General features: G+C 41.4%; 17 protein-coding genes and 1 riboswitch. Of the genes, 5 read left to right on the forward strand and 12 right to left on the reverse strand.

Annotation, left to right across the window (positions count from 1 at the left end; all coding sequences use genetic code 11):
* Positions 1 to 11 precede the first annotated feature (11 nt).
* The 6 genes from CWB62_RS15905 to CWB62_RS15930 form a co-directional block, all read right to left on the reverse strand.
* Positions 12 to 803 (reverse strand): thiazole synthase, encoded by a 792-nt coding sequence (locus CWB62_RS15905; RefSeq protein ID WP_138529540.1) that lies wholly within the window; start codon positions 801 to 803, stop codon positions 12 to 14.
* A gap of 4 nt (positions 804 to 807) precedes the next feature.
* Positions 808 to 1002, reverse strand: a complete 195-nt coding sequence (gene thiS, locus CWB62_RS15910; RefSeq protein ID WP_058403273.1) for a sulfur carrier protein ThiS — start codon at positions 1000 to 1002, stop codon at positions 808 to 810.
* The gene (locus tag CWB62_RS15915) at positions 1003 to 2010 is read right to left on the reverse strand and encodes an FAD-dependent oxidoreductase (RefSeq protein ID WP_138529538.1); all 1008 of its coding nucleotides are present in this window, start codon (positions 2008 to 2010) and stop codon (positions 1003 to 1005) included.
* A gap of 105 nt (positions 2011 to 2115) precedes the next feature.
* Positions 2116 to 4068 (reverse strand): phosphomethylpyrimidine synthase ThiC, encoded by a 1953-nt coding sequence (gene thiC / locus CWB62_RS15920; protein WP_058403275.1) that lies wholly within the window; start codon positions 4066 to 4068, stop codon positions 2116 to 2118.
* A gap of 143 nt (positions 4069 to 4211) precedes the next feature.
* Positions 4212 to 4320, reverse strand: a riboswitch (TPP riboswitch).
* A gap of 99 nt (positions 4321 to 4419) precedes the next feature.
* On the reverse strand, positions 4420 to 4818 hold the full coding sequence (locus tag CWB62_RS15925) for an META domain-containing protein (protein WP_082653578.1): 399 nt from the start codon (positions 4816 to 4818) through the stop codon (positions 4420 to 4422).
* Positions 4819 to 4939: 121 nt separating this feature from the next.
* The gene (locus CWB62_RS15930; protein ID WP_058403276.1) at positions 4940 to 5344 is read right to left on the reverse strand and encodes an acyl-CoA thioesterase; all 405 of its coding nucleotides are present in this window, start codon (positions 5342 to 5344) and stop codon (positions 4940 to 4942) included.
* A gap of 130 nt (positions 5345 to 5474) precedes the next feature.
* On the opposite strand from CWB62_RS15930, the gene CWB62_RS15935 reads away from it, so the two are divergent.
* Positions 5475 to 7592: a TonB-dependent receptor gene (locus CWB62_RS15935; RefSeq protein ID WP_235591396.1), complete on the forward strand. Its 2118-nt coding sequence runs from the start codon at positions 5475 to 5477 to the stop codon at positions 7590 to 7592.
* A 124-nt stretch (positions 7593 to 7716) separates the two neighbouring features.
* On the opposite strand, the gene epmA is transcribed toward CWB62_RS15935, so the two are convergent.
* Positions 7717 to 8691 carry an elongation factor P--(R)-beta-lysine ligase gene (epmA, locus tag CWB62_RS15940; RefSeq protein ID WP_058403277.1) on the reverse strand — a complete coding sequence of 325 codons (975 nt, stop codon included), beginning with the start codon at positions 8689 to 8691 and terminating at the stop codon, positions 7717 to 7719.
* 87 nt (positions 8692 to 8778) lie between these two features.
* Positions 8779 to 9345: an elongation factor P gene (gene efp / locus CWB62_RS15945; protein ID WP_058403278.1), complete on the reverse strand. Its 567-nt coding sequence runs from the start codon at positions 9343 to 9345 to the stop codon at positions 8779 to 8781.
* Between the two features lie 41 nt (positions 9346 to 9386).
* On the opposite strand from efp, the gene epmB reads away from it, so the two are divergent.
* Positions 9387 to 10400 (forward strand): EF-P beta-lysylation protein EpmB, encoded by a 1014-nt coding sequence (gene epmB, locus CWB62_RS15950; protein WP_058403338.1) that lies wholly within the window; start codon positions 9387 to 9389, stop codon positions 10398 to 10400.
* A gap of 8 nt (positions 10401 to 10408) precedes the next feature.
* On the opposite strand, the gene CWB62_RS15955 is transcribed toward epmB, so the two are convergent.
* Complete coding sequence (locus CWB62_RS15955; RefSeq protein ID WP_058403279.1) at positions 10409 to 10618, reverse strand: hypothetical protein; 210 nt, start codon at positions 10616 to 10618, stop codon at positions 10409 to 10411.
* Positions 10619 to 10690: 72 nt separating this feature from the next.
* Here CWB62_RS15955 and CWB62_RS15960 point away from each other — a divergent pair, with 72 nt between their 5' ends.
* The gene (locus tag CWB62_RS15960) at positions 10691 to 10981 is read left to right on the forward strand and encodes a hypothetical protein (protein ID WP_010555634.1); all 291 of its coding nucleotides are present in this window, start codon (positions 10691 to 10693) and stop codon (positions 10979 to 10981) included.
* 40 nt (positions 10982 to 11021) lie between these two features.
* On the opposite strand, the gene CWB62_RS15965 is transcribed toward CWB62_RS15960, so the two are convergent.
* Positions 11022 to 11513: a DUF3016 domain-containing protein gene (locus CWB62_RS15965; RefSeq protein ID WP_058403280.1), complete on the reverse strand. Its 492-nt coding sequence runs from the start codon at positions 11511 to 11513 to the stop codon at positions 11022 to 11024.
* A gap of 272 nt (positions 11514 to 11785) precedes the next feature.
* Between CWB62_RS15965 and galE the strand changes: the two genes are divergently transcribed.
* Positions 11786 to 12802 (forward strand): UDP-glucose 4-epimerase GalE, encoded by a 1017-nt coding sequence (gene galE, locus CWB62_RS15970; RefSeq protein ID WP_058403281.1) that lies wholly within the window; start codon positions 11786 to 11788, stop codon positions 12800 to 12802.
* A 46-nt stretch (positions 12803 to 12848) separates the two neighbouring features.
* On the opposite strand, the gene zapE is transcribed toward galE, so the two are convergent.
* Positions 12849 to 13958 carry a cell division protein ZapE gene (gene zapE / locus CWB62_RS15975; protein WP_058403282.1) on the reverse strand — a complete coding sequence of 370 codons (1110 nt, stop codon included), beginning with the start codon at positions 13956 to 13958 and terminating at the stop codon, positions 12849 to 12851.
* A gap of 59 nt (positions 13959 to 14017) precedes the next feature.
* On the opposite strand from zapE, the gene rsuA reads away from it, so the two are divergent.
* Entirely contained in the window at positions 14018 to 14716 is a 699-nt protein-coding gene (gene rsuA, locus CWB62_RS15980; protein ID WP_058403283.1) for a 16S rRNA pseudouridine(516) synthase RsuA, read from the forward strand.
* Between the two features lie 69 nt (positions 14717 to 14785).
* On the opposite strand, the gene CWB62_RS15985 is transcribed toward rsuA, so the two are convergent.
* Positions 14786 to 15559 (reverse strand): YggN family protein, encoded by a 774-nt coding sequence (locus tag CWB62_RS15985; protein ID WP_058403284.1) that lies wholly within the window; start codon positions 15557 to 15559, stop codon positions 14786 to 14788.
* Between the last annotated feature and the right edge of the window lie 88 nt (positions 15560 to 15647).

Genomic DNA, 15647 nt, shown 5'->3' on the forward strand with positions numbered 1-15647 from the left:
CTATTTATTTCCTACTGCTGATGCCAAAATGGCATGCCCATTGTGGGGGTTGATGGGGCTGCTAAATCTTTTTCAGGCATTGCTTTTGCGTTATAAGCAAAACGTCCCGCTTCCACCGCCGCCTTAAATGCACGGCTCATGGTAATGGGGCAACCCGCCCCAGCAATCGCTGAATTTAATAATACCGCATCATACCCTAATTCAAGCGCTTGGCAGGCATGCGACGGTAAACCTAACCCTGCATCCACAATAAGTGTCGTATTTGGTAAGCGCTCACGAATTGTTTTTAAATTATAACTATTTAAAAGCCCTTTACCGGTGCCAATAGGCGCCCCCCAAGGCATAAGCACTTCACACCCTAGCTCATTTAAACGCTGGCAAAGCACTAAATCATCGGTGCAATAAGGCAGGACTTTAAACCCGTCGTTAATTAATATTTCTGTGGCTTCAAGCAAAGCAAACGGATCGGGTTGTAAGTTATAGTCGTCACCTATAAGCTCAAGTTTAATCCAGTCAGTAGCAAATACTTCGCGGCACATTTGAGCAAGCGTAATAGCTTCTTTTAAACTGTGACATCCGGCCGTATTGGGCAGTATTTTTAAACCCGTATTTTTTATTAATTGCCAAAAGTCATCTCCCGCCGCCACGCTTTGCTGTCGCCTAAGTGATACCGTCACAATCCCCGCACCAGACGCCTCTATTGATTGGGTCATAATATCTGGCGATGGATACAAAGCGGTGCCAATTAGTAATCGGCTATCAATTGCTTCACCATAAATATTTAAAGTGTCTTTTACATGCATGCGCCTACCCACCTTGAATAGGCGATAACAACTCAATGCTATCCCCTTCATTTATAACAAAACCGTTATGCTGGCTTTTTGGTATAAATATGCCGTTAACAGCCACCGCATAAGGAGCAACTGCTCCATACTCTTTTAATATTTCAAGTAATGCATGAGAGGTTAAATCTAAAAGCTCACCATTTAATGTAATGTTCATCTAATACTCACCTATGTACAATAGTGCTTGCGCAACAAGAACAGGAGCCAACATATAGCCATGACGATATAAGCCATTAATACTGATTACATTTTCGGATTTTTTTACTTGTGGTCTGTTGTTACTAAACGCAGGGCGAAGCCCTGTTTGAATACCTAATAAGCGCCCTTCTGCGAATCCGCTATGCACCGTGTAAGCTGCCGACAATAACTCAAGTGTTGAGCGTACCGTGGCAGGGCCGCTGTCTTGCGATTCAATTTCGGTAGCGCCAATGACATATTCATTATTAGGTTTTGGTGCAATATAAATAGGATAACGTGGATGCATTAAGCGAACTGGGCGCGTTAAATTAACTTCTGGCGCATAAAGTCGTGCAACCTCACCTCTTACACCGCGAAGCAGTTGCCCTGCTTTTGCGCCAAGCCCCCTGCAATCAATAATAAAATCAAACGGGCGATTATTAATTTCACCATTTTTAATGGTTACCCGCTGATTAAACACAAACTTCACTTTTCGTTTGTTAAGCAGGGTAAAGCTTGCTTTATAAAACGCCTGGTTATCTATTTGCCCTTCACATGGCAAAAACACACCTTGGCTAAAACGATTTGCAAGCTCGGGCTCTAACTGCGCTATTTGCTGAGCATTTAACGCCTGAGCGCTGTGCCCAGCTACAGGTTTTATACGCTGGGTAAAGCTTTGTAGGTCGCCTTTATCTTGGTGATGCGCAACCACTAATGTGCCTTGCTGCTGAAAAAACACATCGTGATCAAGCTCTTCAATAATTTGAGGCCAGCGATTAATCGAATCCAACCCCATTTGTGCTAAATCGGCTTCACATAATACCGACTCAGCCAATGGCGCGAGCATGGCCGCTGCGACTTTACCTGCGCTATTGAGTGCATGTTCATCATCTGCCTCAAACACGCTAACATGGTGCAGCTTGCTCAGCTCAAGTGCAGCAAGCCTTCCCGCCAAGCCAAATCCAACGACCGCAATATTGTACTGCATAACAGCTCCTCTATTCGTTGGCTGCGAGTCACAAACCACATGTAATGGTGTACTTTGGTAGCCATCACATTGCATGCAACTCGATATCCGCAGCCTAAAGCCGATTTATATTGCTTTGTGGTAAATTTCAGAGCCTGTTTGTTTAAATTCCTCTGACTTAGCTTTCATTTGCGCTTCTACATCAATCATTTTAATTTCAATAGCCTCACCCGCGTTATTAGGATCAATACCGCGCTCTTCTAGATCGTTAGCGTAATCACGCACTTCTTGGCTAATTTTCATCGAACAAAATTTTGGGCCACACATAGAACAAAAGTGAGCGACTTTGCCCGACTCTTGTGGCAGTGTTTCGTCGTGGTATTCGCGGGCACGCTCAGGGTCTAAACCAATGTTAAATTGGTCGTGCCATCTAAATTCAAAGCGTGCCTTTGATAAGGCATTATCGCGCTCTTGCGCGCCTGGGTGGCCTTTAGCTAAATCGGCGGCATGCGCTGCAATTTTGTAAGTAATTAAACCTTCTTTAACATCTTCTTTATTAGGCAAGCCTAAATGCTCTTTAGGGGTTACGTAACACAACATGGCACAGCCGTACCACGCTATTTGTGCAGCACCTATACCCGATGTTATGTGATCGTACCCTGGTGCAATATCGGTTGTTAGTGGACCAAGAGTATAAAAAGGCGCTTCGTCGCAGTGTTTTAATTGCTCATCCATATTAGCTTTGATCATATGCATTGGCACATGCCCTGGACCCTCAATAAATACTTGTACGTCGTGCTTCCATGCAATTTTAGTCAGCTCACCTAAGGTGCGTAACTCACTAAATTGCGCTTCATCGTTGGCATCAGCAATAGAACCAGGGCGAAGGCCATCGCCTAATGAAAAACACACATCGTATTGTTTTAAAATTTCGCAAATGTCTTCAAAGTGAGTGTATAGGAAGTTCTCTTTATGGTGCGCTAAACACCACTTGGCCATAATAGAACCACCGCGCGATACAATACCAGTAACACGTTTTGCCGTCATAGGGACGTAGCGTAAAAGCACACCGGCATGAATAGTAAAGTAGTCGACACCCTGCTCTGCTTGTTCAATTAACGTATCGCGAAATATCTCCCACGTTAAGTCTTCAGCAACACCGTTTACTTTTTCAAGGGCCTGATAAATGGGCACTGTGCCAATGGGTACAGGCGAGTTGCGCACTACCCACTCACGCGTTTCATGAATGTAACGCCCAGTTGATAAATCCATTACGGTATCGGCGCCCCAACGAGTTGACCACACCATTTTTTCTACTTCTTCTTCAATAGATGAGGTGACCGATGAGTTACCAATATTAGCATTAACTTTAACTAAAAAGTTACGGCCAACGATCATCGGCTCTGTTTCTGGGTGGTTGATGTTGTTAGGTAAAATTGCGCGACCACGTGCTATTTCATCACGTACAAATTCAGGGGTTATAAAGTCGGGAATGCTCGCACCAAACGATTCGCCTTTGTGCTGCGCAGCTAATAATTCTTCACGAATTTTTGCACGGCCCATATTTTCGCGTACAGCTACGTACTCCATTTCTGGTGTTACAATCCCCTGGCGAGCGTAATGCATTTGGGTTACATTTTTGCCCGCTTTACCACGGCGAATTTTTGGTAAGTGTTCAAATCGAATATGATCCAATCCGTCATCAGCCATGCGCTGCTGGGCAAACTGTGAGGTGACTGAGTCGAGTACTTCTGTATCGTTGCGCCCTTCAATCCATTGCTCACGAAATTTTGGTAATCCTTTACGTACATCTAATTCAAAATTTGGATCGGTGTAAGGACCCGATGTATCGTAAACACGAAGCGGCTCATTAGGTTCATACACCGGATTTTCGTCGGTGCCACCAATAAACGTATCACTAAGTGTAATTTCGCGCATACCCACACGCACGCCTGATTGGCTGCCTTCAACGTACACTTTCTGAGAATTTGGAAATGGCTGCCCTGTTAAATTATAAATGTATTCAGATGCAGCTGCGCGCGTTTCGCGACGCGATGATTTATTTGTAGTGTTTGACATGACTTACCTCATAACTAAAGGGTTGTCTTGCCAGATATTCCAAAGGAATAGAGAAAGATCGTAAAGTAGCTTCGTGCCACTTTGCAGCCTATAAAACGAGGAGTGGCTTTATTGTACGCATAAAAAAAGACGCACAAGCGTCCCGTTTAAGGCAGCTTGTTCCCTACGCAGGTATTAACCTGATCAGGTTCACGGATCCCGCTTTCGCGATCTCAGCCTAAGCAACATACTTAGGCACTCCGACAAGTATATAAATTGTTCGTTGATTTAATAAACAATCTTATTAAATCTGCGTTGAGTGTACGCCAGTTAAAAAAGACCCGCAAGGGGTCATTTTTAAAACGCTAAAATTTATTTAGCAACAAATACAAACTTTTGCTCGCCTTGCATAACTAATTTTTGACCTTGCATGCTAAGCGTTGCACCTTGCTTTAACGTTTTTAAAAACTGCTGTTCAAACTTATCTGTTTTTTCGCCGCAAGATTTTCGGGTCATTCCAACTTTTTGCACACTCAGGCTACTTTCTTTAAGTTCACCCTCACCAAAAAATCGGTTACACCCTGCAAATCCATTTACTTGAAGTGCTTCAATAAAGCCAACGGAAGCCGTGTATTGTTCCTCTAAGGCTACATCATCAATTGTTGATAATTGCCATTGTGTGTACTTTAGCTGCTCACTGGTAACGGTCCCTGTTGATGCGCAACCAACACATAAACCGATTACAAGCATCGGTATTGCTGCTAATTTCATACTGCTACTAACTCATTGTCTAATTAATGTCATAATAACAATATTTATGCGATTTATCCGTTAAATTTGTATGTTTTAAATGTAATTTTTTGTTCATAAAACGTTATATATGGAATATGAATTAGTCTAAATCAGGGTTTATGAATAGTGTTTGCATTTCGGGGGGAAGAAAAGGACGCCCTTTTTCGTTAACGGCAGTACCTATTACTTTTGCTTTGAGCATCACTTGCTGATCGTGTTTACGTACAATAGTTTGCTCAAACGCAAACTTTAAACGACTTATACGAACAGGCTCCACAGACACATAAAACTCATCCTCAGGCACCAATGAATACTTGTAGTCAACTTCACTACGAATCACAACTAAATTAACTTTTTGCTTAGCCAATAATGCAAAGTCAACCCCGTTTGCAAATAGGAATTCATGGCGAGCATGTTCTAAATAATTAAAATAAACACTGTTATTAACGATCCCTTGTAAATCGCATTCGTAATGACGTACTTTAAAATCAACTTTAAAAGTCATATTAGTAATCCTAGTTTTTTTACGTATAATCGCTGCGTTATAACACAGGTATAAAAATAATTACTAGGGTCAGCTTGTCTTTTAAGACGAATATTACAAAGGTCAACAGGCCCCAGCATAAGCCCATAAAATGGAGTTAAGTAACAAAATGAACTTACGTTTGTCTTTAATCACCGCTGCAATTTTGCCGCTATTAAGCGCCTCTTTTTCAGCAAATGCTGATGATAGCGACATAGAAAAAATTGTAGTTACCGGTGACTTTCAACGCGAAACCATTCAAACTTTGAGCGCCAGTGCAAGCTTACTCAGCGAAGAAGAAATAAGCCTACGTGGTGCAAGTTACTTAGACGAAATATTAGGTAGTGCCGCTAACGTAAACTTTACTGCAGGGGCGTCGCGTGGACGTTTTATACAAATTCGTGGCGTGGGTTTACGTTCTCAATTTGTTGATCCAATTAATCCTTCGGTTGGTTTAGTTATTGACGGCATAAACTACTCTGGCCTTGGTGGCAGCTCGTTACTATTTGATATTGACCAAGTAGAAATTTACCGCGGACCACAAGGGACACGTTTTGGTGCAGACGGCATGGCCGGTATGATTCAAATGCAATCGGCTAAAGCAACTAGCGCTCCGAGTTTAAAACTTCACTTAGGTGCTGGCACATACAACAGCCATGAAGCTGGCCTTGCAGCAAGCACTGGTTTGACCGACGACACAACGGCTCGTGTAAGTTACTTTCGCAGAAAATCTGACGGCTACGTAGACAACTTATACTTGAACGAATCAACACAAAATCAAGACGAGCAAGTTGCACGCTTTAAATTAAACTCTCAGCTTACTGAAAACCTAAACACTGAGTTAAATTTTCATTATATTGATATAAACAATGGTTACGATGCCTTTACGCTCGACAACAGCCGCGACAGCGTTGCGGATGAACCAGGTCAAGATAACCAAAAAAGTTACGCGGTAGGTATTGCTAACACTTACACGGGTTTCGATAAATTTGATGTAAGCCTTAATGTTTCAGCAATTGATAGCGAGTTACTTTACAGCTACGATGAAGACTGGGTATGTAATGATGTTAACGAGCCGCAACTTTGTGCTGCAGGCCTACACCCTTGGGGTTACAGCTCTACTGATATTTACAATCGCGATCGCGATGATCAATCAGCTAACTTACAGTTTAACGATAAAACCGGTAACTGGGTTGCAGGTCTTTATTATCAAAACCGCGATGTTGATTTAGAGCGCCAATACACATGGCTTGCAAGCCCGTTTTCCTCTACTTATGAAACCAGCAATATTGCATTGTATGGCCAAGTAGCAACCCCTATTGGCCCAAAAACCACCTTAATAACAGGCCTACGTGTTGAGCAATACCAAGGTGATTACACCGACAGTAACGGGTTTATACAAGAAACCGACGATGTTATGCTCGGTGGTAAAGTCGCGCTTGAGTATCAAGTAATAGATCGCACTATGATCTACGCAAGTATTACCCGAGGTTACAAAGCCGGTGGTATTAACTCAGAAGCGCTTGCAAAAGCAAAAGATGAAGGCTTAAACCTAGACGCTAACTTTTTTCAACAGCACACCAGCTTCGATCCCGAATATTTATGGAGCGGTGAATTTGGTGTTAAAGGATCATCACTCGATGACGCTTTAACGCTTCGCTTAGCGGCATTTTATATGCACCGCGACGACATTCAATTAAAAGCATGGCAAGTTGAAGGCCAGCAGTTTACAGGCTACGTTGATAACGCAAGCTCTGGTAGTAACTACGGCCTTGAAATTGAAGGTAACTACCGACTCACCGACAACCTATTATTAACCGGTAGCGCTGGTTATTTAGACACAGAAATAGATGACTTTGTAACGCAATCTGGTTTAAACCAAGATGGACGTGAGCAAGCGCAATCGCCTAAATACCAATACGCATTCACTGCACGCTATAACTTTACCAATGCTTTTTATGCCATGGTGGGTATTGAGGGGAAAGATGATTACTACTTCTCAGATAGCCATAACTCAAAAGCGCCTAACAGCAACTTAGTTAATTTAAGCCTTGGCTACGAAGCTGATATGTGGTCAGTACGCGCATGGGCACGCAACGTGTTTGACGAAGCTGTGCCAACGCGTGGCTTTGAGTTTGGTAACGACCCACTTGATGGCTATGAGACGCATACCTACACACAATTAGGTGAACCACGTGTAGCGGGCGTAACATTTACGCTAGAGCTGTAAAATAAAGTTGTCAGTTGTCAGTTGTCAGTTGTCAGTTGTCAGTTGTCAGTTGTCAGTTAAAGATTAGAAAACACCGCGTTTAATTAAAGCGCGGTGTTTTTTTATCTGAAAACTAATAACTTTTCTAAGCCCTATCTACATCAAATGCTATTACGTCTTTAATTTTGTCTTTGTTTGTTGCGAGCATTACTAGCCTGTCTATTCCCATTGCAACGCCTGCACACTTTGGCAGTCCGTGCTCAAGTGCGCCTATTAAACGGGTATCCATAGGTACGTGGTTTAAGCCATTCTCTGCGCGATAAGCGTTATCTTCATCAAAGCGTTTTGCTTGCTCTTTAGCATTAGTTAGCTCGTTAAAACCATTCGCTAGCTCCATATTTTTATAATAAAGCTCAAAGCGCCCTGCTACCCGATTATCGTGCTCACAAATCTGTGCCAGTGCCGCTTGCGATGCCGGAAAGTGATACACAAAACACGGCTTAGTTTGCCCAATAGTTGGCTCTACTTTCATACAAAATAACAGCTGCAATAAGGTATCTTTTTTTGTTTCGTTTTTGGCTATATCAGCAAATCCATGTTCGCAGGCAAGTGCTTTTAGTTGCTCTAAAGATGCTGTTAATGGATCTAAGCCTAATACTTGTGTAAACACATCTTGATAAGTTATACGCGTTGCTGATTCAACACCAAGAATGCATTGAATTAACTCATCCATTTCATTCATCAATGCAAATTCGTCAAAACCCGGGCGATACCACTCAAGCATTGTGAACTCAGGATTATGATGACTACCGGCTTCTTCATTTCTAAAGGCTTTACAAAGCTGAAAAATAGCGCCTGAACCGGCCGCTAACAAGCGTTTCATTGCAAACTCGGGTGATGTTTGTAAATAAAGCGGCAAACCACCAGCGTGCCCTGGGCCTACAAATGAAGTACTAAAGCTTGCTAAGTGAATGTCAGTGACACTGGCTGCACTTAAGCTTGGTGTTTCTACTTCCATTACATTTCGCACGTGAAAAAACTCACGAATAGTGCGTAAAATATCTGCGCGTTGCTTTAATGTTTTTATATCTGCGCTGGGCGCCCAAGATGTTACTGACATATTTTCTCCAAAAAAAATCCCAGCTTGGGCTGGGATTTATACCTCCCCTTAATTAAGTGGGTTGGTATTATTAAGCTGCATTAAATATTACTTAACACGGCCTACGTATTCACCGCTGCGGGTGTCTACTTTAATTACTTCGCCAATTTGTACGAATAATGGAACGCGTACTACTGCACCCGTACTAAGCGTTGCTGGTTTACCACCTGTGCCCGCTGTATCACCTTTAAGGCCAGGATCTGTTTCAGTGATCTCAAGCTCTACAAAGTTTGGTGGAGTAACTGCAATTGGGTTGCCGTTCCATAGTGTGATAGTACACACATCGTTTTCAACTAACCATTTGCCTGCATCGCCTAATGCCTTTTCGTCAGCGGCAATTTGCTCAAATGTTTCGTTGTTCATGAAATGCCAAAACTCACCGTCTGTGTATAGGTACGCTAGGTCCGTATCCATTACATCAGCACCTTCAACAGATTCACCTGATTTAAAGGTTTTTTCAAGTACCTTGCCAGAAATAAGCTTACGGATACGAACACGGTTAAACGCTTGGCCTTTACCTGGTTTTACCATTTCATTTTCTAAGATACTGCAAGGCTCGCCGTCCATCATAATTTTTAGGCCGCCCTTGAACTCGTTGGTGCTATAATTCGCCATCGTTTCCTCTATTTTAATTTTTTCGAGTAATCTACGTGCCAATGATACAAAGAAATGAAGCAAATTTGCATAAAAACTGGCAAAAAGAATTAGCAAATGTAGTTACCTGTCCAAAAACCTTGCTTGAAATGGTTGGTTTATCGAGCCAAGCCCATGAAAACGACCTAAAAGCTCGCAGTTTGTTTCCTGTACGGGTGCCAGTGCCTTTTATAAAAAAAATGCGCAAAGGTGATGCAAACGACCCTTTATTGCTACAAGTTATGCCGCGCCACCAAGAGTTTTTAACTAAATCGGGTTTTAATAAAGATCCTTTGCTTGAGCAAGACAACTCCCAACCTGGGATTTTACATAAGTATAAATCACGTGTTTTAATTATGTTTAAAACCGGTTGCGCGGTAAATTGTCGTTATTGTTTTAGACGTCACTTTCCGTATCAAGAAAACCAACTCAATAAAAAAAGCCTGCTTGACGCACTGAGTTATATAAAATCAGATACCAACATAAACGAAGTGATTTTAAGTGGTGGCGACCCGCTTATGGCCAAAGACGATGCCATTAGCTGGTTTTTAGATGAGCTTGAACAGTTACCACAAATAAAACGTATGCGAATACATAGCCGTTTACCTGTTGTTATACCTGCGCGTATTACCGATGAGTTATGCGCGAGGCTAAAGCAATCACCGCTAAAAATTGTATTTATTAACCATATTAATCACGCCAACGAAATAGATAACGAGTTTAAAGCCGTCATGCAAAAGCTAAAACATGCAGGCGTTATGCTATTGAACCAAGCGGTTATTTTAAAAGATGTGAACGATACCGTTGATGCACAAATAAACTTAAGCGAGGCGTTATTTGATGCCGACGTACTGCCCTATTATTTATATTTACTAGATAAGGTTGAAGGCGCAAGCCACTTTGATATTAACGAACAGCATGCGATAAAAATAATGGCAGAGCTATTAAAAGCTCTGCCCGGATTTTTAGTCCCTAAACTAGTAAGAGAAATAGGCGGTCAAAAAAGTAAAACCCCTATCGACCTCAAACTCGTTTAGAGCAACATTTAAACGTATACGTTTATGTTATTACCAAGTGTTGCAGTCACCGATTTAGTCGGTGTTTGCGCACTTGACGATTGCGCAGCACCTTCAATTAGTGCAAGTGCCGCTGCACCGTCTGCCTGTTGCTGTTTTTTAGCTAAAGAAGCGCTGTAAACTTCACCACTTTCGCTAGCCCCTGACATAACGGGTAAACTTGAACCTGATATATTCATATTACTAACCTGACTTTTAAATGTAATCCACGTATTATATCGGCCATGCAGTACAAAGCTTTAGGACAAACCATGGATTCTATAATTGAACAACTCAACGCTAACTTAAAAATTGTTTATCGTCAGGCACTTGATGCCGACAAAAAATTAGATGAACTACAACAACAAGGCCATGGTAAATTTAAAGCCTTATTTGGAAAAGACGCTGGGTTCGACTTTGAAGCAAAGCGTTTCAAACCCTATGTACTAGACGTTGCAGCCGATGTAGAAAGCTTATCAAACGATGGCTTTAACGAAGAAAAGTTAAAAACTACCGTCATTAAATTACAACAGTTACTTACTTTACTTGCCACGTTTAAGTAATCAGAGTTAATTACTTGCCGCGATTAAGCGGCAAGATAACTTAATCAATACTTGTTAAAATTTGCTCGCCGAACCACTGGGTAATTAAGCGTTTTTCATGATCGAAAGACTCATCTCTTCCTCTTCTGATTCTATCCATAAATCCCATGTCTTTAAGTTCAACATCATTTGCTTCACTTATTACAATTCCTTCTTTATCAACTAACGAATAATTCAGATTGATACGTGGGAAAAAAATAGGCTCAACCACACGAATTTCACTTGTGCCACTAAAACGCACATCGCCAGCTAAATCAACATCTGTAATTTCAACATTCAGCTTATAATCTTTTGGCAATTGTTCAGCAAGCTTTTCAAAGTGCTTTTCAAACTGCTTAGCAATTTGCTTATGGTATGACGCTTTAGCTTGGTTTGATGCACGCACATCGCGATAGTCTTTAAAATCATGCCACTTAACTGCAGACTCACCAGCATGTGCAAACAGTGGCAATGCAACACACAGTGCCATCGAAATTTTTGTTACTGAGTTCATCGCTATCTCCATAAAAGTAATCCATAACACAATGTATATGGCGTCACTCTATTGCTCACTTTAATTAAATAACTTTAACAGGTATATATTAACTATAACTTAATCATAGATGTTAAATGTAAATATAAACGAACAAAATGTAATCGAATGTACCTTTTAAAACTACGTTAAAACATCCTCTGTGAAAACTAAAAATTAAATATAAAGCATGTAAAACATGTCATTTTGTGTTGAAATTAAAACAATTGAATAAAGACCCCCACGGAGCTTTCATGACTATTTTAGTTACCGGTGGCGCAGGCTATATTGGCTCGCATACCGTTTTAGAACTTTTGCAACAAGGAAGTGATGTTGTTGTTATAGATAATTTAGCAAACTCATCGCAAGAGTCTCTGGCTCGCGTTAAAAAAATTACGGGTAAAGAGGCAACCTTTTATCAAGGTGATATTCTTGATAAAGCGTTTTTAGACTCAATATTTGCTAAACACACCATAGATAGCGTTATTCACTTTGCTGGTTTAAAGTCGGTTGGCGAGTCTGTTGCTAAACCTGTTGAGTACTATCAAAACAACGTACAAGGTACGCTAACGCTCGTAGATGCAATGCGTGATGCTGGCGTGTTTAAATTAGTATTTAGCTCATCGGCCACCGTTTATGGCGATCCTGCCAGTTTACCTATTAAAGAAGACTTCCCCGTCGGTGGCACAACTAACCCATACGGCACATCAAAGTTAATGGTTGAAATGATGCTGCAAGATATCGCTAAATCTGACGAGCGCTTTGCGTTTGCTATTTTGCGTTACTTTAATCCTGTTGGTGCACATGAATCAGGCTTGATTGGCGAAGACCCTAACGGTATCCCTAATAACTTACTACCATTTATTGCCCAAGTTGCCGTAGGTAAATTAAAGCAACTCGCTGTATTTGGTGATGACTACGACACAGTTGATGGCACAGGCGTACGCGACTACATTCACGTGGTAGATTTAGCTATTGGCCACTTAAAAGCGCTAGATAAAATTGCTAAAAATAAAGGTGCACTTATCTATAACCTGGGCACTGGTAATGGTTATTCTGTTCTGCAAATGGTTAATGCATTTATTAAAGCAAGCAACCAAGCCGTGCCTTATCAAGTATCACCTCGTCGCCCGGGCGATATTGCGGCCTGTTACGCGGCACCTGAAAAAGCCCTAAATGAGCTAGGTTGGGAAGCGGTACGAGGAATTGATGCCATGATGGAAGATACATGGCGCTGGCAGTCAAACAACCCAAATGGCTACAGCAAGTAAAATAATTAAATTTGCGCTTAGCCATAAACCGTTAAGCGCGTTTATTTTACCAATTTTGCATTTCGACTATCCGCGACTGTGTTCGCGCATATTCAAAGCTTAATTTTTTACCCTCATAAAGCGTTTCAATCTGCGCCTGTGCATTAATTACTAACAGCTTGTGGCAATCGTAAAACTCATCAACCAATGCAATAAAACGCCGTGCTTCGTCATCTAAATAGTGCTCATCAAGCGTTTGTTTTTCTCGTTGATAGCTATCTTCAATCCCGTGCACTATTACCTTACCCGTAGCCCCTACCCCCATTTTAGGCACGTTTGCTATATACAAAACATCAAACTCTTTGGCTAAAAACATATAATCGTGAGCGCTTCTAGGGCCAGAGCACAGCGCCATAAAATCAATCATCAGCGCATTCTTCGCTTTAAATAAATATGGCAAAGCGCGCGAGTGCACCTGTAAGCTTTGATTTTTAGTCGCTTGAGGGTACTGCTTAGTAAACAGTTTATTAAACTCATCATTGGGTAAATTAACAAAGTAATGGCAGTTGTTTTTACCGTATCTGAAACGGTGATCTTCCTGCCCGGCCACACTAACTATGTGGCAGTGATCGTTAATTAAATCGATTGTAGGTAAAAATCTTGCGCGTTGCAGGCCGTTGCTATAAAGCTGCTCTGGCTTTGCATTAGAGGTAGCCACCAGCACTACACCTTGGTCAAACAAGGCCTTAAACAACCTTGCCATAATCATGGCATCGCCGATATCGCTGACAAAAAATTCATCAAAGCATAATACTTTAATGTTTTTAGCCCATTTTTTAGCTATCAATGTCAGAGGATTAGCCTGACCTTGTAAGTCTGCTAATTGACTATGAACATGTGCTATAAAGTGATGAAAGTGCAGGCGCTGTTTTTGTACTATAGGCACATTATTATAAAATAAATCCATTAACATAGATTTACCGCGTCCCACTGGCCCACACAAATAAACCCCGTTTATTTTTGGTGCTTTTTGCCACCATTTTACTGGTGTTTGAAGTTGTAGGCTTAAGGTGCTTAATGCCATAACCGCACGTTGCTGGGCCGCATCATACACCAGCTCACCTGAGGCTACTTTAGCCTTATATAGGTTTAAAATTAGTGTGCTGTGCACTGTCATGGTATTTCACTATCGGCTATAATCGCGCCCATTGTAGCCGACTAAAAATGTGAACAAAAATGAAATTCCCTTGCCGCTTAGATAAATTTATTAGCCACTTAGCAGAAATACCGCGCACGCAAGCTCGCGCCAGTATTAAGCGTAAAGAAGTAAGCGTAAATGGTGAGGCGATTACAGCACATAATTTTCAGCTAGCAAAAGACGATGAAGTATTACATAACGGTGAGCCATTAGTGTTTTTAGGTAAACGTTACTTTATGCTAAATAAGCCTGTTGGCTATGTGTGCGCAAACAGCGACGACTTACACAAAACTGTGTTTGACCTACTTGATGAGCCAAATATGAGTGACTTTCATGTAGCAGGCCGGTTAGATATAGACACAACAGGCTTAGTCATTATCACTAACGATGGTGACTGGTCACATAAAATTACCTCACCACGCAGTAATAAATTTAAAACATACCTAGTTGAAACCCAAGAGCCAATTACCGACGAAGCGCTAACGCAATTACGCGAAGGCGTCATGCTACATAACGAAAAAGACACGACTCGCCCCGCCATTGCTGAACGTTTAGCTAATTACGGTTTGCGTTTATCAATTAGTGAAGGAAAGTACCACCAGGTAAAGCGTATGCTTTATGCCGTGGATAACAAAGTAGTTGAATTACACCGTGAGCAAATTGCGGGTATTACATTAGATGAAAACTTAGCCCCAGGCGAATACCGTTTATTAACCGAGGATGAGATAAAACTATAAGAGCGGTCAGTCATTAAACTAGTCGACTGATGTCTACTTTATCGGGGTCAGTTGAAACTCAATACTTTTTCACGATTTAATCTGCACTAAATCAAAGTCTGCCATACCCGGTACAATCGCTTGTAAGCGAGATTCGGTGACATCTAACGTATTAAGGTATTCGCAATATTCTGACGCTTTAAGTTCTAATTGGTCTGCTTTTTTTTGTAATGACTTATCAATTTCTTTAGTAATGATATCCATACGTTGACCCATATCATTAATACGGTCCTCAATATTGCCTTCACGGGATTTAAACGCATCCCCTAAAGACACTAAAATAGCACCTAATGAACCATGAACCGCCGAGTGAATTTTTTGGCTTATTTCTTTTGTAAAAAAGTCATCTATTTGCGAAAGCGATTGCGGAGCTATAAAAAAAAAGTCGTCGCCACGTTTAAACTTATCCATCAACGCCCGCTCTACGTATTGCAGCTGGGTTTTGAGCACTTCAGGCTCTTTATCCGACATGCCTTCAACCACCTGCTCAATCGCACTCAGCCCTAAATTAACACCATCGGTGGCTAAATTAACAAGCTCAGGCACTGTTTGACGAATGCCTTGGCTAAACTGCTCGAGCACTTTGCTTTCATCGTCACCTAAATCTACCCAGTATCCACGAATAAACAGCTGGTTATTATTGTTAATTTGTACTCGGGTTTGGCCTTTATCTACAATACGTATTACGTCATCGGTAATAATTAGACCATGTCTGAGCTCTACGTCGCAGGGCTTTTGTGCTAATGCAGTTGTACTTGAAAGTGCAATGGACAGCGATAAAATCGCACGAGATAAAAACGCCATAAACACCTCAAAAAGACAAAAAGTGGAAGGCAGCTAGGTTAACAAAAAACCAATTTTATGCAAGAAAAAAACAGCGCTCGATACTATC

The organism is Pseudoalteromonas sp. S408, assembly GCF_005886645.1.
In the GTDB taxonomy this organism is placed as follows: Bacteria; Pseudomonadota; Gammaproteobacteria; order Enterobacterales; family Alteromonadaceae; genus Pseudoalteromonas.

Bases quoted from the DNA above. Each gene is read 5' to 3' on its own strand.
- CWB62_RS15905 (WP_138529540.1), bottom strand. From the start codon at position 803: ATGCATGTAAAAGACACTTTAAATATTTATGGTGAAGCAATTGATAGC.
- thiS (WP_058403273.1), bottom strand. From the start codon at position 1,002: ATGAACATTACATTAAATGGTGAGCTTTTAGATTTAACCTCTCATGCA.
- CWB62_RS15915 (WP_138529538.1), bottom strand. From the start codon at position 2,010: ATGCAGTACAATATTGCGGTCGTTGGATTTGGCTTGGCGGGAAGGCTT.
- thiC (WP_058403275.1), bottom strand. From the start codon at position 4,068: ATGTCAAACACTACAAATAAATCATCGCGTCGCGAAACGCGCGCAGCT.
- CWB62_RS15925 (WP_082653578.1), bottom strand. From the start codon at position 4,818: ATGAAATTAGCAGCAATACCGATGCTTGTAATCGGTTTATGTGTTGGT.
- CWB62_RS15930 (WP_058403276.1), bottom strand. From the start codon at position 5,344: ATGACTTTTAAAGTTGATTTTAAAGTACGTCATTACGAATGCGATTTA.
- CWB62_RS15935 (WP_235591396.1), top strand. From the start codon at position 5,475: ATGGAGTTAAGTAACAAAATGAACTTACGTTTGTCTTTAATCACCGCT.
- epmA (WP_058403277.1), bottom strand. From the start codon at position 8,691: ATGTCAGTAACATCTTGGGCGCCCAGCGCAGATATAAAAACATTAAAG.
- efp (WP_058403278.1), bottom strand. From the start codon at position 9,345: ATGGCGAATTATAGCACCAACGAGTTCAAGGGCGGCCTAAAAATTATG.
- epmB (WP_058403338.1), top strand. From the start codon at position 9,387: ATGATACAAAGAAATGAAGCAAATTTGCATAAAAACTGGCAAAAAGAA.
- CWB62_RS15955 (WP_058403279.1), bottom strand. From the start codon at position 10,618: ATGAATATATCAGGTTCAAGTTTACCCGTTATGTCAGGGGCTAGCGAA.
- CWB62_RS15960 (WP_010555634.1), top strand. From the start codon at position 10,691: ATGGATTCTATAATTGAACAACTCAACGCTAACTTAAAAATTGTTTAT.
- CWB62_RS15965 (WP_058403280.1), bottom strand. From the start codon at position 11,513: ATGAACTCAGTAACAAAAATTTCGATGGCACTGTGTGTTGCATTGCCA.
- galE (WP_058403281.1), top strand. From the start codon at position 11,786: ATGACTATTTTAGTTACCGGTGGCGCAGGCTATATTGGCTCGCATACC.
- zapE (WP_058403282.1), bottom strand. From the start codon at position 13,958: ATGACAGTGCACAGCACACTAATTTTAAACCTATATAAGGCTAAAGTA.
- rsuA (WP_058403283.1), top strand. From the start codon at position 14,018: ATGAAATTCCCTTGCCGCTTAGATAAATTTATTAGCCACTTAGCAGAA.
- CWB62_RS15985 (WP_058403284.1), bottom strand. From the start codon at position 15,559: ATGGCGTTTTTATCTCGTGCGATTTTATCGCTGTCCATTGCACTTTCA.